The 17,897-nt window shown below is 34.6% G+C and carries 20 protein-coding genes and 1 pseudogene; 8 read left to right on the forward strand and 13 right to left on the reverse strand.

Features of this window, described 5'->3' with window-relative positions; all coding sequences use genetic code 11:
- The 4 genes from KDE13_RS01325 to KDE13_RS01340 form a co-directional block, all read right to left on the reverse strand.
- Entirely contained in the window at positions 1 to 402 is a 402-nt protein-coding gene (locus tag KDE13_RS01325) for a glycoprotease (protein WP_212140197.1), read from the reverse strand.
- 41 nt (positions 403 to 443) lie between these two features.
- Complete coding sequence (gene lpxC, locus KDE13_RS01330) at positions 444 to 1,328, reverse strand: UDP-3-O-acyl-N-acetylglucosamine deacetylase (RefSeq protein WP_212142650.1); 885 nt, start codon at positions 1,326 to 1,328, stop codon at positions 444 to 446.
- Between the two features lie 71 nt (positions 1,329 to 1,399).
- The gene (pgp6, locus tag KDE13_RS01335; protein ID WP_212142232.1) at positions 1,400 to 2,770 is read right to left on the reverse strand and encodes a peptidoglycan metallopeptidase Pgp6; all 1,371 of its coding nucleotides are present in this window, start codon (positions 2,768 to 2,770) and stop codon (positions 1,400 to 1,402) included.
- A gap of 59 nt (positions 2,771 to 2,829) precedes the next feature.
- The gene (locus tag KDE13_RS01340; protein WP_212140194.1) at positions 2,830 to 3,660 is read right to left on the reverse strand and encodes a prephenate dehydrogenase; all 831 of its coding nucleotides are present in this window, start codon (positions 3,658 to 3,660) and stop codon (positions 2,830 to 2,832) included.
- A gap of 91 nt (positions 3,661 to 3,751) precedes the next feature.
- Here KDE13_RS01340 and bamA point away from each other — a divergent pair, with 91 nt between their 5' ends.
- The 7 genes from bamA (at position 3,752) to recO (ending at position 10,431) form a co-directional block, all read left to right on the forward strand.
- Positions 3,752 to 5,992: an outer membrane protein assembly factor BamA gene (gene bamA, locus KDE13_RS01345; RefSeq protein ID WP_212142651.1), complete on the forward strand. Its 2,241-nt coding sequence runs from the start codon at positions 3,752 to 3,754 to the stop codon at positions 5,990 to 5,992.
- 123 nt (positions 5,993 to 6,115) lie between these two features.
- Positions 6,116 to 7,057 (forward strand): acetyl-CoA carboxylase, carboxyltransferase subunit beta, encoded by a 942-nt coding sequence (gene accD, locus KDE13_RS01350; RefSeq protein WP_212142652.1) that lies wholly within the window; start codon positions 6,116 to 6,118, stop codon positions 7,055 to 7,057.
- Positions 7,058 to 7,061: 4 nt separating this feature from the next.
- Positions 7,062 to 7,517 carry a 23S rRNA (pseudouridine(1915)-N(3))-methyltransferase RlmH gene (locus KDE13_RS01355; protein ID WP_212142229.1) on the forward strand — a complete coding sequence of 152 codons (456 nt, stop codon included), beginning with the start codon at positions 7,062 to 7,064 and terminating at the stop codon, positions 7,515 to 7,517.
- An 8-nt stretch (positions 7,518 to 7,525) separates the two neighbouring features.
- Entirely contained in the window at positions 7,526 to 7,882 is a 357-nt protein-coding gene (dksA, locus tag KDE13_RS01360) for an RNA polymerase-binding protein DksA (protein WP_212142653.1), read from the forward strand.
- Positions 7,883 to 7,891: 9 nt separating this feature from the next.
- Positions 7,892 to 8,896 carry a LapA family protein gene (locus KDE13_RS01365; RefSeq protein ID WP_212142228.1) on the forward strand — a complete coding sequence of 335 codons (1,005 nt, stop codon included), beginning with the start codon at positions 7,892 to 7,894 and terminating at the stop codon, positions 8,894 to 8,896.
- Positions 8,893 to 9,816, forward strand: a complete 924-nt coding sequence (locus KDE13_RS01370) for a tRNA dihydrouridine synthase (RefSeq protein ID WP_212142654.1) — start codon at positions 8,893 to 8,895, stop codon at positions 9,814 to 9,816. Before KDE13_RS01365 ends, KDE13_RS01370 begins: the two co-directional genes overlap by 4 nt.
- Positions 9,817 to 10,431, forward strand: a complete 615-nt coding sequence (gene recO, locus KDE13_RS01375; RefSeq protein ID WP_212140187.1) for a recombination protein RecO — start codon at positions 9,817 to 9,819, stop codon at positions 10,429 to 10,431.
- A 122-nt stretch (positions 10,432 to 10,553) separates the two neighbouring features.
- Here the strand turns inward: recO and KDE13_RS09470 are convergent, their stop codons facing one another.
- Positions 10,554 to 10,691 (reverse strand): hypothetical protein, encoded by a 138-nt coding sequence (locus KDE13_RS09470; RefSeq protein ID WP_229204103.1) that lies wholly within the window; start codon positions 10,689 to 10,691, stop codon positions 10,554 to 10,556.
- Positions 10,692 to 10,751: 60 nt separating this feature from the next.
- Positions 10,752 to 10,984: pseudogene (locus KDE13_RS09775) on the reverse strand (DNA-processing protein DprA); the annotation flags it as partial.
- Between KDE13_RS09775 and KDE13_RS09475 the strand changes: the two are divergent.
- Positions 10,893 to 11,147, forward strand: coding sequence for a hypothetical protein (locus tag KDE13_RS09475; RefSeq protein WP_229204322.1), 255 nt, complete (start codon positions 10,893 to 10,895; stop codon positions 11,145 to 11,147). The pseudogene KDE13_RS09775 and the gene KDE13_RS09475 sit on opposite strands and share 92 nt — an antisense overlap.
- Positions 11,148 to 12,181: 1,034 nt before the next feature.
- Here KDE13_RS09475 and KDE13_RS01390 read toward each other — a convergent pair.
- The 7 genes from KDE13_RS01390 to tolB form a co-directional block, all read right to left on the reverse strand.
- The gene (locus KDE13_RS01390) at positions 12,182 to 12,934 is read right to left on the reverse strand and encodes a tRNA 2-thiocytidine biosynthesis TtcA family protein (protein ID WP_212142655.1); all 753 of its coding nucleotides are present in this window, start codon (positions 12,932 to 12,934) and stop codon (positions 12,182 to 12,184) included.
- Positions 12,931 to 13,614 (reverse strand): 5'-methylthioadenosine/adenosylhomocysteine nucleosidase, encoded by a 684-nt coding sequence (locus KDE13_RS01395; RefSeq protein ID WP_212140183.1) that lies wholly within the window; start codon positions 13,612 to 13,614, stop codon positions 12,931 to 12,933. Before KDE13_RS01395 ends, KDE13_RS01390 begins: the two co-directional genes overlap by 4 nt.
- A complete protein-coding gene (fabD, locus tag KDE13_RS01400; protein ID WP_212140182.1) occupies positions 13,611 to 14,537 on the reverse strand; it encodes an ACP S-malonyltransferase in 927 nt (308 codons plus the stop codon). The genes KDE13_RS01395 and fabD overlap by 4 nt, the downstream gene beginning before the upstream one ends.
- A 9-nt stretch (positions 14,538 to 14,546) precedes the next feature.
- On the reverse strand, positions 14,547 to 15,137 hold the full coding sequence (locus KDE13_RS01405) for an FKBP-type peptidyl-prolyl cis-trans isomerase (protein ID WP_212142656.1): 591 nt from the start codon (positions 15,135 to 15,137) through the stop codon (positions 14,547 to 14,549).
- Between the two features lie 75 nt (positions 15,138 to 15,212).
- The gene (locus KDE13_RS01410) at positions 15,213 to 16,061 is read right to left on the reverse strand and encodes a tetratricopeptide repeat protein (RefSeq protein ID WP_212142657.1); all 849 of its coding nucleotides are present in this window, start codon (positions 16,059 to 16,061) and stop codon (positions 15,213 to 15,215) included.
- Between the two features lie 7 nt (positions 16,062 to 16,068).
- Positions 16,069 to 16,575 carry an OmpA family protein gene (locus KDE13_RS01415; protein WP_212141720.1) on the reverse strand — a complete coding sequence of 169 codons (507 nt, stop codon included), beginning with the start codon at positions 16,573 to 16,575 and terminating at the stop codon, positions 16,069 to 16,071.
- Positions 16,576 to 16,627: 52 nt separating this feature from the next.
- Positions 16,628 to 17,890, reverse strand: coding sequence for a Tol-Pal system protein TolB (gene tolB, locus KDE13_RS01420; RefSeq protein WP_212140178.1), 1,263 nt, complete (start codon positions 17,888 to 17,890; stop codon positions 16,628 to 16,630).
- Positions 17,891 to 17,897: the final 7 nt, after the last annotated feature.

Raw genomic sequence — 17,897 nt, forward strand, 5'->3', positions numbered from 1 at the left:
CTAAACCGCTTGGATTACATAGTTTGGAAGTGTATCGGAATTTAGTTTTAAACTATATAAATTTAAAGGCAATTTAAATTCTTTTGGTTTAGTTTTTTGTAAGCTTACTCCATCTACGCTATTAACAAAACTTAAAAATTTATTAGCTTTTATCGGTGCATTATCGTTTAGATCAAAGCCACTAACCGCATAAAATTCACAACCCTTTACGATAGAAAATGTCTTTAATATAACATAAGCAACTTTAAGCCCCATAAAACTACCTGGTGTGTTTGCGTAGATGATTTTTTGGATATTAAATTTATTATTTAGCTCATCAAGCACCTCTACAAGAGCTTCGCTAACGTGTTCTTGTGATACTATGCTGTCAAATTTCTCGCCATTTTTATAAAGTCCTATCATAAGCGGCGATGAGAGCGATATTATCAAAATATCAATATTTTTTATGCAAAAACCTTTTGATACTCTTTTAGCAACTCGCCTTTAAGTGTTGCTACTTCATAGTTTTTTACATCAGAAAGTATAGCCAAAGTTAGTTTATGATTTAGATCGTGGCTACCTGCAAACGCTACATAGTCGCCCAGAAGTGGAGCACCTAGCAGACTAAGATCGCCAATTGCATCTAAAATTTTATGCCTTACAAACTCATTTTCAAATCTAAGCCCTTCAGGATTTAATATATGTGTATCATCTATCGCAACAGCGTTGTCAAGTGATGCACCAAGTGCTAAATTTTGAGCTTGCAAATGTTGCAAATCTTTTAAAAATCCAAAAGTTCTAGCACGTGCTATATCTTTTATAAAGCCGGTTTTACTAAACTCAAACACATATCTTTGTTCGCCAATGACTGGGTGATCAAATTTAATTGTATAATCAAATTTTGGATTAAGTGAAGGCAATGCTCGGACAAATTTATTACCCTCACAAACTTCAACTTCGCGACGTACTAATATGACCTTTTTACTTTCATCGATAACCCTAATGCCAGCCTCATCAAGCAACATACAAAAGCTTATCGCACTTCCGTCCATAACTGGAATTTCATTTGCATCAAGACTGATTCTAATGTTATCTATACCATAGCTACTTATCGCACTCATAAGGTGCTCTATCGTGCTAACATAGCCTTTTTCATTACCAACGACGGTAGCCATTTGCGTATTTATAACATTTTTTGGCTCGGCTTTAAAGCTTATATTTAGATCGGTTCTGTAAAAAACTATACCCATATTTGCTTCAAGTGGCTCAAGCACCAATCTTATCGGCTCACCCTTATGAAGTCCGATACCAATGGTCTCAACTCGTCTTGCTATCGTAGTTTGTTTCAACGACTTTCCTTTAAATTTTATCTGCGTTATAATAGCGAAAATTTACTAAATTTTACAAATAAATCATAAAATTATTGCTTTTGTATCATCTTTTTGGCTGCTTCAAGAACACTGGTTATATTATCTTGCATCCATTTTTTATCCATCCATTGCTGAGGTCTAACCTCTTCACCTTGCACCAAAATTCCAAAATGCAAGTGATCTCCAAGTGCTAAACCACTCGTTCCTGTGTTGCCTATCTCTTGCCCTGCCGTTACCGTATCTCCCACTTTGACCTTTGCACTAGAACAGTGTGCATAAAGCGAGTGTAATCCAAATCCGTGATCAATAATGATATTTAATCCATAAATTCCATTTTCTCCAGCAAAAGTTACTCTACCGTCATTACTTGCTACAATAGATGCACCAGCTACACTAGCAAAGTCTATGCCCATATGCCACGATTCGCTTACTTTTTCATTATTGTAAGTATAAAATCTATGATCGGCAAAGTCTGCCACTTTTTTACCATTTCTAAGTGGATAAAACGGCTTTATCTTTATCTCATGTACTGTCTCACCATCATGGTTTGACGTAACTTCCCTTATCTTATTATCGTTTGAGTCTCGTAAAGTTTCATTAACAAATTTCATCTTTTCTAAGCGATTTAGTGTATTTGGATCTTTTGCATATTGATCGGTAAGATCGACGATTTTACCATCTAAAAAGTTATCTTTTAAGGCAATTGTCGATTCACGATATTTAGTATCCTGATAAAAATATCTGACATGAGATTTGCTCTCATTTCCAGCAAAATCACGTGCGATGACGTCAGCACTAAAATTTTCCACCTGAACCGGCCACGCTACTAAAGACATATAAAATCCATCTTTATAAAACGGTGTTGCTTGAAATTTTTTACCAAAACTTGTTTGTACATAGACCTCTTTTAGTTGATTATCTGTCGCACGAAATACCACCGCTGCACTTCCGCCTTTTGAGATCGAATAAGACTGCGATAGTATATACAAGTCTGGCTTTGAAGTATCTAAGATAACTTGCACTTTTTTGCTAGATTTATTTCCACTGAAAAATCCCCACTTGCTAGTATCAGTCGCTTCTATTGTCATCTCATATGTATCTTTTGTGGCAAAAAATGCAGTCTTTGGAAAAGTTAAATTTATATCAAGATCGGTACTTGGATTTTCGATAATTTGATTTAATACATTTAAGTCATTTACGCCATCATTCATACTAATACGCACAAATTTCACGCCACTATCGTCTTTAAATTTAATGTTCATTGGAGTTCGCAAATTCCAATGAACTTTATCTTTTATGCCGATTATCGGTGCATTTCTCTCAAAACTATCTGAGTTTAGTATATAGACAATACCACCAACGATCGTCACTAAAAACAATAGCATAAAAATACTAAAACCACCAATTCCTCTTCTTCTCATTCAACTTACCTTAAAAATTTTTGCAAATTTTACAAAAATATCGATAAATTTACGGTTAATCATAAAATTTCACGTATCTTTCGTGCATCACTCATCCACTCTCTAAGCTCGTCCCAACGCTCGTCTGCGATAAGTTTTTCACACTCGCTAAGCTCATCTTTAAACATCTTTATAGAATCTATCAAATTTTGTTTATTTTGTTTAAAAATATCACTCCACATTATCGGCGAACTCTTAGCGACACGTATCATACCGCGAAATGTTGGGCCTCCAAGTGCCATAATATGCCGTTTATCCTCTTGATTTAAAACACCATTTGCCAATGAAAATGCTATAGCGTGTGGCAAGTGCGAGATGAGACCGACGTGATGATCGTGTTCGATGGCATTCATAAATACTATCTTCATACCAAGGCAAGAGAATAGCTCTACACTGCGTTTTACGTGCTTTTCATTGCTTTCTTCAAAGTCGCATATTACAACAACTGAACCACTATATAATGACTTAAACGCAGCATCTGGTCCTGAAAACTCAGTGCCAGCCATAGGATGAGCAGGGATGAAATTCTTACGTATGCTAAGCGGTACAGCATCTATTATCTTTTGTTTTGTTGAGCCAAGATCTATAATAGTTGTTTCATCATCAATATCTGTGAGATCTTGCACGATCGATATGATAGCTTCAACTGGAATAGCCAAAAATATAATATCGCACTTCTTTTTCATTTCCTCAAGGCTTAAAATTTCATGTATAAGTCCAAGCTCTAACGCCCTCTCACGATGTTTTTCGTTTATATCATATCCACTGACGCAAGATATAAGCTTCTCATCTTTTAATGCAAGTCCAAGCGAACCGCCCATGAGTCCAAGTCCAATTATACCAACTTTCATAAAAATGCCTTTAAATTTATAAATTTTATATATTTTCAAAAATAAATATGCTATTATAGCGACTTTATACTCAATATTTAGGTAAAATCTTATGAAAAAAAGCTTATTTTTGATTTTTTTAGCACTCAGCGGTATGTCAGCACAGACGATAAAGTCTATCAACTACAATGGACTTATACATCTATCACCAGAAGTGGCTAACGATATTATGGGGCTTCGTGTCGGTAGAGATCTTAGTGGAGATCTAAGCGATAAAGCTATTTTAAATTTATATAAACAAGGATACTTTGACGACATTTATATAAATGCGGATGATAATGGAAATATAGTCATAAATGTTAAAGAAAAGCCAAGTGTAGCAAGGTTGGATCTAAAAGGCGTGGTAACAAATGATAAAACCGCAATAGAATCGCTAATAAGTATAAAACCAGGCAATATGTATGATGAGTTAACTATCGAAAAAACTAAAGAGAGAATTCGACAGTATTATGAATCTAAGGGTTATTTTGATACGGTTGTAGACGTAGAAAAAGAGTCTGTTGCAGGTAATGATAGCTCACTATTTTTAACACTTAACATAAACCGTGGCGAAAATATGATAATAAACAATGTACATCTAATCGGGGCCAAAGAATTTGACTATGGCGATATAGAACCCATTGTGGCAAACAAAAGTTACGAATTTATGGGCTGGATGTGGGGCAGAAATGATGGTAAAGTTAAACTCCATGAACTTCCAAATGACCCAACCAGGATCCAAGACAAATACTTTCAAAAAGGCTACTTAGACGCAACAGTATCGGCTCCTTATCTAAATGCTTCGTTCGATAACTATCAAGCTGATCTTACGTATTATATAAGCGAGGGTAAGCCTTACGATGTTGCAAAAGTCAGCATAGATGCACCTGAGGAATTAGAACTAAACACAGAAGAAATTTTAAAAGATTTCAAGCTAAGAAGTGGCGATCGTATGAACTCAGCTAGACTTCGTCAGGATATAAAAAAGATAGATGATATGGTAGCAGATAAGGGTTATGCATTTGTCAAAGTATATCCAAAAACACAAAAATATGACGAGAATCAAACAGTAGATATAGAGTATAAAATCGAACCTGGTGAGCAAGTATATATAAGAAATGTTGAAATTTCAGGCAACGATCGTACGGTCGATCGCGTCATACGTCGTGAGCTATACCTAACAGAAGGAAATTTATATAATCGCACTGACTTGCAAGACTCAAAAGACGCCCTAAAAAGGACAAGTTACTTCGAAGATGTTGATATAAAAGAAGAGAGAGTGGACAAAAATACAATCGATCTAAAGGTCGAGGTAAAAGAGGCTTCAACTGGTTCTATAAGCGGTGGTATAGGTTATGGTAGCTCTGACGGATTGCTATTAAGTGCTTCAGTGTCTGATACAAATATTTTTGGCTCTGGTCTTCAAGGCACTATAAGCATAGACAAAAGCGATGATGAACTTTCTGGGCAAATAGGTCTTACTAATCCTAGAATTTTTGATAGTGACTATAGCCTTGGTGGCACAATATATGCCAATGACTATGACTGGGATAGCTACGATGAAAAATCATATGGCTTTACTACCACACTTGGTAAAAAACTCACTAGAAATTTAAGTGCATCCATTACATATATGATAGAGCAAAGCAAGATCGAAGGGCTACGTAAAGTCTTAAAAGAAGAGGTCGGCTATAAAGATGGCTCAAACATAAAAAGCTCTATCATACCAGCTATAGCATATAACAGCACAGATGATTACTATTTGCCACGTAGGGGTATCTTAGCTAGCACATCATTTGAATTTGCTGGACTCGGCGGAGATGAAGAATTTCTAAAAAATCGCACAAGTTTTAACTACTATTTTGGACTTAGAGAGTATATCGACTACGACCTTATTTTAAGGTATAAATCAAGTTTTGCTAAAATTTGGAATCGTGGATATGTACCTATCAACGAGAAGCTATATCTTGGAGGTATAAGAAATTTACGCGGATATGAGAGCAGAACAGTCTCTCCAAAAGTCAGAGCTTCTGATCTTACTTGGTATGAAACAGGTGGTGAAATATCATTTAACAACTCATTTGAGATAAGCTTTCCGCTTATCGAACGTGTTAAAATGAGAGGCGTATTGTTTTATGATTATGGGATGATCGGCGAAACTGATCTTGATGAGATCAAACGCTCATCGACTGGTATTGGTATAGAGTGGATAACACCGATCGGACCGCTGCAGCTGATATTTGCCAAAGCACTTGATAAAAAATATAACGACGAGACAAACTCTTTTGAATTTACTATCGGAAGACGCTTTTAATCTTTTTAAATTTATGGTGCAAGGGTTTTCTTGCACCTTTTTATACTAAAAATCTCCATATAAGAAAAAATAAGGTGAAGTTTAGATATAATCGAGCAATTTTTCTTAATGAGCAGGTTAGATATGAATTTTTCTGATATATTTTCTAAAATAAGAAAAGCACAACCACGTCCAGAAGAGGCACCGACGCATTGGGTAAAATGCGATAGTTGCCATTCATTGATGTATTATAAAGAGGTTGAAGCGTGTTTTAACGTATGTCCAAAATGTGGTTATCATATGAGATTAAAGCCTATTGATCGTATAAATTTACTATGTGATGAAGGCAGTTTTGTAGAGCTTAATACAAATTTAAAACCAACCGATCCGTTAAATTTCGTAGATAAAAAATCATATAAAAAACGTATAACCGAAAGCAAAGAAAAAACTGGACGAACTAGCTCCGTGATATGCGGTGAAGGCAAATGTAATGGAATTAACATTCAACTTGTTGTTTTTGACTTTAACTTTATGGGTGGCTCACTAGCTTCGGTAGAGGGCGAAAAGATCGTTCGTGCAATCAAACGCTCTATCAAAAAGCAAGAGCCACTTATAATTATAAGTGCATCTGGCGGTGCAAGAATGCAAGAGAGTACCTTTTCACTTATGCAAATGTCTAAAACCTCGGCTGCACTTAAACTACTTGATGAGGCAAAAGTACCTTATATATCGATACTTACAGATCCGACTATGGGTGGCGTAAGTGCCTCATTTGCTTGGTTGGGCGATATTATTATTGCTGAGCCTGGTGCCCTCATAGGATTTGCTGGGCAACGCGTTATAAAGCAAACTATCGGCTCAGATCTACCAGAAGGCTTTCAAAGATCTGAGTTTTTGCTAGAACATGGGCTTATAGATGCTATCGTGCCACGAAATGAGCATAAAAAATTTATAAGCGATATGCTCAATTTGCTTGATAACAAACAAAAAAATACCATCAAAGATAGTAAAATTCAATTAGATCTGGATGATTACGAAAAATCAAACAATAAGCCGTTTGAGCTGAAGCTAAAGAGCAAAGGTTAAGTCGTTGGAAATTTCTGTATTTAGTATACAAAAATCACGTGCAGATATCTTTGAAAATGAGATAAAAGAGTATATAAAAATGTCTGCCAAATTTGCTAATATAAACGATAAGATTATATTTAGCGACAAGATAGCAAAGGCACAAACCTTGGGACGTTTAGAGGCGTTAAGTGCCTACAATGAAGTTTATGAGCCAAATTTAAAAGGTTTTTGCATCGCACTTGATGAACGTGGAGAGTCGCTAGATAGCTATAAATTTGCCAAAATTTTTGAAAATAACGCTCAAATAAATTTTTTTATAGGTGGAGCTTATGGGCTTAGCGATGAGCTAAAGCAAAAGATGCAAAGAGTCATTAGTCTTAGCAAAATGACAATAGCCCACAAGATAGCAAAGCTCGTACTTTTTGAGCAAATTTTTAGAGGGCTTTGCATAAACGCAAACCATCCATATCACAAATAAGGAATCAAATGACGCAAAATGAGTTAGAATTTTTCAAAAAACTTCTTGAAGAGAGAAAAAATCAAATCAAAAAAAATATAGACGACGCTTCTCGTGAAGTCAGCGGGCTTCGTGATAGTGGTGCTAGTGATGAGTTTGATATAGCTTCGATAAACACAGATCAACTAATCGAACAATCAATATCTACACAACAAAGAGCTGAGCTAAACGAAATAGATACATCTTTAAACAAAATAGCAAACAAGACTTATGGGATATGCGAAATGTGCGAAGAGGATATAGGTATAGCTCGTCTAAAAGTCAAGCCACATGCTAGATACTGTATAACGTGTAGAGAGATCGTAGAAAAAACATCTAAAATTTAAAGGAATGGTATGAAAACGAGAAAATTTCTTATTTATTCTATCGTGTATATATGTTTGGTTGGAATTTTAACCTATTCGCTTAACAACACTGAGTATTCGTCACCTGAAATTTTAGGATTTTCAATGACAATGCCGATCGCCGCGTGGGTCGTGTTACCGTTAATAGTTTTTGCACTACTTGCACTATTTCATATGCTTTTTAATAGTTTTAATATATATCGAAATAAACAAAACATCAAAAAAGACAAACAGCTCTATAATGATATGATAAAAGAAATTTTACTTGGACTAGAGTCAAACAAAGAGTTTAAAACCGATCTTTTCAAAACTGCTTCTCAAACTCTTAAAGTGCTATCACCTTGGGGTAATTACAAAGATTTAAGTGTAGAAAATATCGATATAGCCAACATAATACAAATAATAAGAAACATCAAAAATGGCGAAGTGGTTGATCTTAAAAAATTTAAATTACCAAAAGACAATGCTTTAAGTGTGCAAAATGAGCTAAACAAGATAGAAAAATTGCCAAATTATTATATGGAAATTTTAAAAAACTCAAACGATCTAAACGATGTTTTATCTCGCACAGCATTTAATAAACTACTAAAAATCGCCCCTTACACAGAGATAAAAAAGCTAAATTCAGATATGAGTGCAGATGAGAGAATGCTCGTGCTAAATCGTTTTATAAATGATGAGATGGATATAAGCCCTGATGAAATTTATGAGCTTTTAGACGATGCCAAGATGACAAAAGCACAATACACAAAAGCGGCAATTATGCTAAAAAATAAGCTAAAACCTGATGCATTTATGAGTATATTTGAAAAGCTTAAAAATACTCACGCTGATGCAGACGAGGCTTATATATACGCACTTTATGAGCTACAAATGCTAGATCAAGCCAGGGAAGCACTAGATAATAGCGACATTGATGACTTTAAAGAGCTAAAAACACTTATATTTTTACGAGATAGTGGCAAAAACGTATCAACATCAATATTTTTTAAATGATAGATTTTAGTAAAAAGCCACTATTTTTAGCACCTTTGGCAGGTTTTTCAGATCTGCCACTTCGTAGTGTAGTGAAAAAATTTGGTTGCGACGTTACTATAAGTGAGATGATAAGTGCAAACGCTCTTGTATATGAAAGTAGTGCAAAGACACTTGAAATGGTCAAAAAATCTCCAAATGAGATACCATATATCGTCCAAATCGCTGGAAATGATATACAAAATATCAAAAAAGCAGTGCAAATTATAAATAAATTTGATGGTATTGACGGCATAGATCTAAACTGTGGCTGTCCAGTGCCAAAGGTCATAAAACAATGTGCAGGATCGGCATTACTAAATGATTTAGATCATCTAAAACGCATAGTTGAGACTATAAAAAAGACATCAAATAAAAGCTCTACGAGCGTGAAGATTAGGCTTGGATTTAATGACAAAAACCAAATTGCAATTGCAAAAGCTTGTGAAGACGCAGGAGCCGATTACATTGCGATACACGGACGCACTAAGGCTGGTGGATATAGTGCCGTGGTTGATTATAATGCAATAGCTCAAGCAAAAGCAAATGTAAAGATCCCTGTCATCGCAAATGGTGATATAAACGCACAGAATGCTAATGAAATTTTAAAAATAACAAACTGCGATGCGATTATGATAGGACGAGCAAGCATAGGCAACCCGTGGATATTTGCTGAGATCAAAAATGGCACAAGTGTTAGTAATGAGTTAAAACGTGAGATAATCTTGGCACATTTTGATGCGATGATCGCACACTATGGCGAACATGGGGCAAATATATTTCGCAAACACCTACATCAATACAGCAAAGGACATGAGGGTGCAACAGCATTTCGTAATGAGATAAATCACATTAATAACACTAATATTATGCGTGATCTTATAAAGGGATTTTTTGCTTAGATGCAAGGCTTTATCATACGCACACAAAAGGTCAAAGACGAAGATCTAATCGTTTATATACTCACGCGACAATATTTGGTTAAATCTTACCGATTTTATGGAGCAAGGCATTCTAGCGTGATGACTGGATATAAGATCGACTTTGAGCTTATAGAAAATACAAATTTCCTACCGCAGCTTAAAAATGTTATGCATCTTGGCTATAAATGGCTGATAGATCGAGATAGACTCATCATCTGGCAACAACTTATGCGATTGCTCTACGAACACTTAAAAGATGTGGATAGTATAGATGAAATTTATTTTAACGAGCTTGATCTGTGTGCTAAATGCTTTGAACTAGCCAACCCTAAACGTCTTATCATTGAAAGTTATATCAAAATCTTAGAGTTTGAAGGGAGATTGCATTCTGAGCTTGAGTGTTTTGTTTGCGATGAGCCGATCTATGATATCGTCTCGCTCACACGTGGCTTTCTACCATCGCATCCGCACTGTCTAAATAAGAGCAAATTTTATAGAACGAAGATAGAAAATTTATTTGACACAAAAAGCACTATAGAGCTTGATGACGATGATATAAATACACTTTATAAAATTATTTTAGATGGGTTTTAATATCTTAAAAATTTAACAAAAGCATACACTATTTTTTTTGTATTAGTATCATCAAAAATTTTAAAATTACATGATGTCCTATTAATATCAGAAATCTTGAGTATCCTAAGCTTTTGCTTTTCTTATTCTATTATCTCGGTGTTTAGATTAAATTCCTGCGTATAGCTTAAATTTCTATCATACATCACTGCTCTTTTTATCTCATACTCTTTTGCCTTTTGCATTGCGTGACGAGAACCACTATCAAGTTTCTTATTCATCAACGTATCTTCTTTAGAATAACTAGCACTTAATACGACCATATCGCTAAACATAGCTTGTAATCTATCACGTTTTATAAATCTAGCTATCTGTTCTTGCTTTGATCGTGCATCTTGATAGTATTCACTTATTAATAACCCTCCATTTAATACTATATCCTTTGCAAGTTCATTATTTTCTTTTGGTATGATATTTTTAAGGTGCTTGGCAATATTGCTATCGTGCTTACATTATTTTTGATAGCTTGTTTGTGTGCTATTGTATCACATCCAATAACCAGTCCACTAACTATAACAGCATTATATTTAGCAAACTCTGCAACAACGGCACTTTCTAACTTTTCAATATCCGCACCAAGTGTCGTTAGTACAATAATGGCATATTTATATCATTTTCTAGCAAACTCAAGTCTCCTTTATAAAACAAAACCACAGGAAATTCACTCAATGATATAGCATTACTATTTCTATTTGCACTCTTTTTTGTATCACAAAAAATAGAATTTTTCTCATTATTTTCTATTTTTACACAGAAATTTTCATCTCCAAATGCAATGTAGTCATCAATACAATCAGACAAGAGTTCTATTTTATATTTAATTTCATCTTTTTGTCTACAAATTTATCAATATCTAATTTTAATCCTTTCTTATCAAAAAGATAAATTAAGTCTCTGTCGCCCATATTGCTTTTATAATTTTTCAATATTCAAGCATTACCTATATCTTTATATATTTAAAGTATTATTTGTATATTTCACCTATTATCCTTTTTTAATAGTTTTTGCTATAGTATAAAAATATTATAACCGACGTCTAACAATGCCTGTAAGCAATTGTCGACATTTACATTTTTTGCATATATGTCATCTATGTATTTTTTAACACATTTATAAAATCTGGATTATTTGATTTCCCATATCCTACATACTCCAAACCATAATAACCAATAATATTTTTATGCAAATAATCATTTCTATATTTTTAAACTTTTATAATATTTTTTCTTGGTATATTTGCAAAAACTGCATTTCTTATCTCATTATTATCATTTTCAAAAACTATAATATTGTTTGAATTAAAGCTAAAATGATTTATAAATTTTTATATTTATTACCACTATAATTACAATAAATATGTGAAAATAGATGAAAAATATTATGAAATTTTAGCAACTTGCGAGTTCTCTTTTTATTTGCGTTAGTTAGCAATATGATTTTGTTTAAAATTTGAGATTTTATCATTAATATAATTTATTTTTGTGTAAGCAAGATAGTCACTATAAATTTTTCTTTTTAAATTTATAATCTTAAAATATTTATTTGGTTTTATATAATAAAAGTATATTTTAATTTTTTGTTATAAACGTTAATTTTTGAGAGGGAAGAGCCTAACACTTTTAAGATAGCTTCCCTATAAGTAAAAAATTGACTTCATTTCAAAAACTAAAATTTTATCTTTTTATGTATCTAAGCCATTAATCATAGTAATTTATACACTAAATTTTTCATCAAAAAACGTACTTAGATGGATATTTTCAAAGGCTGCTTTAAGTGATGTGAAAAGTTTTGGATTTTGCTTTTCAAGTTGTGCCAGCAGCTGTTTGGTCTCATATCTGGCGTGTGGCATCTTAACGTCAAATCTCATCGCAGGACAAGCCTCATCTCCGATAACGCGAAGCTCATTACGCACGGCATTTTCATGTAAAGCCCTCTCACGCACAAAGATAAATGGACGAATGACCTCTATGCCATTTTTAGCCATATACTTTGGTGCGAGTGTACGAAGTGCTCCATTGTATGTGAAATTCATAAAAAAACTCTCTACAGCATCGTCTAAATGATGTGCAATCGCTAGTTTATTGTATCCATGTTTTAGTGCATAAGTATAAAGATAGCCACGTCTCATACGCGAGAAAAAGCTACAAAAGCTGGAATTTTTACGAATTTTATCCTTTGAAATCTCAAATATCGAGCTATCTATGACTTCGTGCTCTATACCATGACTATTACAGTGTTCAGTAAGATACGCATAATCTTCGCCCATTCCATAACTTAAAGTTACAGCCTTAAACTCAAATTTTTTAGGTGTTACACACTGCATATGCTTTAAAACGTGAGCGAGAGCCAAACTATCCTTGCCACCGCTAAGTCCAAGCAAAATTTTATCTCCACCTTGAATCATCTTATATCTGGCATTCGTTTTACCAACAATACTTAAAAGCTTTTTACTAAGATCTATCATAGCTTTTCAACCATCGCCAACATAAAGTCTGCACTGACTTTAGCTGAACTTTGCAAAAATTCATCAAAGTCAAACTCAGCACCTCCACCAGCTTCATCACTGATCGCACGAAGCACGAAAAATGGTATGCTAAGCTGAGTGCATACCTGGGCTACACTCGCCCCCTCCATCTCAACAGCATCAGCGTTAAAAGTATGCTTTATCCACTCTTTTTTATCTTTATCACATACAAACTGATCGCCTGTAGCGATGATACCGCTGTTTAAATTTAAACCCTGTTCCTTTGCAATATCAACAGCAAGGGCATTTAAGCTCTCATCACTTTTTGCAAAAATTTCTATGCCCGGAACAAAACCAAAAGGATGTTTAAAAACTGTTATATCAAGATCGTGCTGAACCAAACTTGTAGCATACATAAGATCGCCTATCTTATAGTTATTGTTTAAAGCACCTGCAACGCCGGTAAAAAGTAGCTTTTCAGCTCTGAATTTCTCAACTAAAATCGCAGCCGTAAGAGCAGCATTAACCTTACCGATTTTTGAATATGCAAGAACTAAATTCTTACCGTGATAGTTGGCTAGATAAAATTTATTTTGTGCATATTGTATCGTCTTATATGCACCAACACGCTCTAAAACGGGTGTTATCTCCTCATCCATTGCACTCAGTATCGCTATCATCTACTCTCCAAATTTTTAACCGCTTCTTCAAGACTTGGCATATCTGTTATACTAAATGTCGGCTTGTCGGTTACTTTTTTGTTTATTCCTTTTAGCGTATTTGTACCTAGCTCTATAAAGCACTCTATGCCGTCTTCATAGGTCTTTATACTCTGCTTATAAAGCACAGGTTTTACTAGCTGATCTTTTAATAAATTTAAAGCATCGCTCTTGCTCGTGTAAACTTTCGCACTTACGTTTGAAATAACAGGAGCAAAACTATCAGCTAAATTTTTTTCAAGCTCTACGACCAATCGCTCACTTGCTGATACTAGTATCGGGCAGTGGCTAGCAACTGACATATTTAAAAGCATTGCACGTTTTGCACCAGCTTCTTTAAAAATGCTCTCAAATTTAGCCAAATCAGCTCTAACTCCAGCCACAACAATCTGTCCATCACAGTTGTAGTTTGCTGCATAAATTTGTAAGCCTTGCTTTCTTGCATCGGCACAAATTTGCTCTACTAAAGCGTCATTAAGTCCTAGTACTACCATCATACCAGCATCCTTGCCTTCGCACGTCTCTTGCATAAAACGCCCGCGTAAATTGACAATCTTTAATGCATTAAAATAACTAAATGCACCACTTACAGCTAATGCACTAAACTCACCAAGTGAATGCCCTAGGCTAAATTTAGGCTCTAAATTTAAGCTCTGCTTTAACGCTTCATAAGCCATAAGGGAGCTTAAAACAATAGCTGGTTGAGTAAATTCGCTAATGCTGAGCTTTTCGTTTTCACTAAAGAGTAAATTTTCAAAATCTATCCTTAAATACTCACTAGCGTTTTGTAAAAGTTCACGGCAGACACTAAAATTTTCATAAAATTCTCGTCCCATGCCAGCACTTTGCGAACCCTGTCCTGCAAAGATAAATGCATATCCCATCATATACTCTTAATGATGATGTCTTCCGCAACAACCACTACTATGTCCATGATCGTCATGGTGATGATGCCTATGTCCACCGCAACAACCGCCATCATCATGATCATGTCCGTGTCCGCCACAACCACAAGTATGTGTTCCAGCAACCATACCAGTAGCCTTTTCGTCCTCCGTGGCCTCTCTAATTTCTAGAATTTCAACATTAAATAACAAGTCTTTACCAGCGTATGGGTGGTTAAAATCCACAACAACTTCATCATCGCCAATAGTTTTTACTATGACACGAACGCTTGAGCCGTCTTCATTTTGACCAAAAAGTTCCATACCTTCGTGCAAGTCTATGCCTGCAAACTGTTCTTTAGGCAATGATTGAACAGCCTCTTTATTATACTCACCACAACCTTCAGTAGCTTTGATATTTATAGTAGTTCTATCTCCAGCTTTTAGCTTACTAACCTCTTCCTCTAGCTTTTGTATAATATGTCCACGACCAGTGATGAATGAAATTTCTCCACCATTTTGCATATTTGATTCTAAAATTTCGCCAGTTGTAGCGTCCTTTAACTCATAAAACATAGTTATAACTTGATCTTTACTCACATATTCTCCTCAAAAATTTTATTAAATATTGTGAGATTATATCTAAAAAAGATTAAATTTACTTCTAAATTTTGATTAATTTCTATCTGGAGATGCTTTGGCTTCTTTACTATCAGGATAACCGACTTTTAAAGCCTTATAAAAGCGATTTGCACTTGCAGTATCTCCGATCTTATCAAAGCTTATAGCTGTGTGATATAAAAGTTTTGGTGTATAATCAGCCCTGTCATTACCTTCGATACTCTTTTGATAGTACCCGATAGCAGTGCTATATGACTTCTGTTTATAGGCTACTTCACCTAAGTAATAATTTGAAGTGGATGGCTTATATCCCTTTTTTATCAGATATTCAAAACCCTCTGCGGCTTCAGACGTTTTGCCTGAGTTTAAAAGCTTGATTGAATCAGACATGATATCAGCACTATTTTTGCCTGTAAAATTTGACTTTGAGCTTGAATCACTTGTTGCTTTTGACTTGATATTTCTTTTGGTTGCCTCTTTGTTATCTATCATTGCACCAAGCTTATTTAATGTAGCATTTATATTTTTGTAGTTTTTATCTTGTATGGCCCTGGTCTCTTCGACATATGCTTTAAGTGAAGCTAAATTTGTCCCAGCTTCACCAGCTTCACCATTTATCTTAAGCTCTATATCATTTACACGCTGTTCAAGTTTGCTCATTCTTAAACTTAAGCTTTCAATAAGGCTTTGCATACCTTGTAACTGCTCAGATACACTATCCATATTTGCTTGTATATTTTGGACGTTTCTTTTGTTATTTAAAAGTGCTTTTTCACTGTCCGTTAGTCCATAAGGATTAGCACTATTTAGATTACCAGCATCAAAAACGGAAGTCTCTTGAGCGATAAGCGGAAATGAAAGTGTGGCCCCAAAAAGAGCCACAAAAATAAACTTTTTATTCATTAATATGTTATGGTAGAACTTTAAACTCTGCACGTCTATTTTCAGCATCGCAAACTTTAGTTTTATCTGTACAAACTGGATTACTCTCACCGAAGCTAACTACTGCGATTCTATCAGCATTTACACCATTTCTTACTAGAGCATCTTTAACACTTTTAGCACGTTTTAGACCAAGTGCATAGTTATACTCGTCTGTTCCCCACTCATCACAGTTGCCTTCAACTTTAACTGATAACGCCTGGGCATCTACTTGGTTAAATACTGAAGCATTCGCACTTACAACACCTTGCTGATCGGCTCTTACATTAAATTTATCGAAGTCAAAATATACATTTTTAACTTGACTCTCGATATTAGCAATAAGTGCAGCTAATCTATCTGCATCACTCATTGTTGAAGGCATATTTGTTGATACGTTTGTATTAGCATTCATATCTACCTCAGGTTTTTTGTCGCTACAACCACTAAATAATAGAGCTGCAACAGCAACACTCGCCATAACTACTTTTCTCATACATTATCCTTTTAAAAAATTTACTTCGAATTATATCACAAAATTCTAAATTTTACCAATCAATTGACTGAATTTTGCCAACTTTTAATGGAAATTGAAAACTTCTATTCTCGTTTAATCTAATGATACCCAGCGAACTTTGTCCACCCATCTGCTTAATAAAGACAACGCTTTGTCCATCACTAGAAAATCTCGGATAGTTATTTTTACCACTTGCTGTTAACTGACGAACAAAATCTGTCTGTGTTGAGATTAAATATATATTAAAAGTTCCAGCTTCATTAGTGCTTTCACGACTTGAATAGACTATATAATTTTCAAATGTGCTAACAGAGTTATTATTTTTTCCATGAAACACCATCTGCTCGACTATTCCACCATTATTTATACTAGTTGCAAATATATTTGGATAACCAAGTCTATCTGAAACAAACACAATCTTTTTATCGCCATCAACAAAATTTGCGTTAACATCGATGCCAGGAAAATTCGTAATCTGTGTTAAATTTTTTGAGTTTATATCATAAATATAGACATCTGGTTGGTCTTTTGGTGCCATTGTCAAAAGTAGCTTTGTGCCATCTTTACTAACATCAGAAGCGACAAGCATACCGTGACTACTTATTATCCTTGTTTTTGTGCCATTATTTAGATCATATCTAAATAATGTTGGATTGCCATCGATGTAGGCTGTATAATAAAATTTACTCTGATCTGCACCACCCCATTTTGGAAATATATTAAGCCCACCGCTGACTATCGTCTTTTGATATGTTAAAGTATAGTCTGCTACTATTATAGAGCTTTGGCGTGCTGATGTATATTTTGATAAAATTATAAATTTTTCCATCCAGCCAACAGGCGGTAATCCTAGTTCATTTGTAAGATCAACAATACTTTTATGTGCTAAAAATGGATACTTATCACTTGGCATTGAATAAATTTTCTCATATTTTGTAGTTGCCGTTTTAGCATTTATGAGTTTTACTTTTAGATTTAAATTTGAGCCATCTGAGCTTTCAAGTGCGTATCTTAGTATGAGCTCTGCACCCTTATCGCTCATTGTATTTGTAGTAGGTGAGCCTTCATATGTCGAAAGCACGTGCTCTTCTATAATCTCAAAATCCGAACTAACCTTTAAATCTCCAAGCATAATCTTAAAAAATTTATCTTTAAGATTTACATCACCTATTGCTGTTGTCGCATCTTGCAAAGCTATCTTTGGTAGTGCGATGCCTTGGTTTATAACAGATATCGTAGCATCAGCGGCATAAAGCCCAAATGCCAAACATAAAAAAAGAATGATCTTTTTCATTTTCTAC

It is taken from the genome of Campylobacter anatolicus, assembly GCF_018145655.1.
Lineage (GTDB): Bacteria > Campylobacterota > Campylobacteria > Campylobacterales > Campylobacteraceae > Campylobacter_A > Campylobacter_A anatolicus.

Coding starts and splice junctions, on each gene's coding strand:
- tolB (WP_212140178.1), bottom strand. CDS start 17,890: ATGAAAAAGATCATTCTTTTTTTATGTTTGGCATTTGGGCTTTATGCC.
- KDE13_RS01395 (WP_212140183.1), bottom strand. CDS start 13,614: ATGATAGCGATACTGAGTGCAATGGATGAGGAGATAACACCCGTTTTA.
- KDE13_RS01415 (WP_212141720.1), bottom strand. CDS start 16,575: ATGAGAAAAGTAGTTATGGCGAGTGTTGCTGTTGCAGCTCTATTATTT.
- recO (WP_212140187.1), top strand. CDS start 9,817: ATGCAAGGCTTTATCATACGCACACAAAAGGTCAAAGACGAAGATCTA.
- KDE13_RS01365 (WP_212142228.1), top strand. CDS start 7,892: ATGAAAACGAGAAAATTTCTTATTTATTCTATCGTGTATATATGTTTG.
- KDE13_RS01340 (WP_212140194.1), bottom strand. CDS start 3,660: ATGAAAGTTGGTATAATTGGACTTGGACTCATGGGCGGTTCGCTTGGA.
- KDE13_RS01325 (WP_212140197.1), bottom strand. CDS start 402: ATGATAGGACTTTATAAAAATGGCGAGAAATTTGACAGCATAGTATCA.
- KDE13_RS01390 (WP_212142655.1), bottom strand. CDS start 12,934: ATGATAGATCTTAGTAAAAAGCTTTTAAGTATTGTTGGTAAAACGAAT.
- KDE13_RS01410 (WP_212142657.1), bottom strand. CDS start 16,061: ATGAATAAAAAGTTTATTTTTGTGGCTCTTTTTGGGGCCACACTTTCA.
- KDE13_RS09470 (WP_229204103.1), bottom strand. CDS start 10,691: ATGAATAAGAAACTTGATAGTGGTTCTCGTCACGCAATGCAAAAGGCA.
- fabD (WP_212140182.1), bottom strand. CDS start 14,537: ATGGGATATGCATTTATCTTTGCAGGACAGGGTTCGCAAAGTGCTGGC.
- bamA (WP_212142651.1), top strand. CDS start 3,752: ATGAAAAAAAGCTTATTTTTGATTTTTTTAGCACTCAGCGGTATGTCA.
- KDE13_RS01370 (WP_212142654.1), top strand. CDS start 8,893: ATGATAGATTTTAGTAAAAAGCCACTATTTTTAGCACCTTTGGCAGGT.
- dksA (WP_212142653.1), top strand. CDS start 7,526: ATGACGCAAAATGAGTTAGAATTTTTCAAAAAACTTCTTGAAGAGAGA.
- accD (WP_212142652.1), top strand. CDS start 6,116: ATGAATTTTTCTGATATATTTTCTAAAATAAGAAAAGCACAACCACGT.
- pgp6 (WP_212142232.1), bottom strand. CDS start 2,770: ATGAGAAGAAGAGGAATTGGTGGTTTTAGTATTTTTATGCTATTGTTT.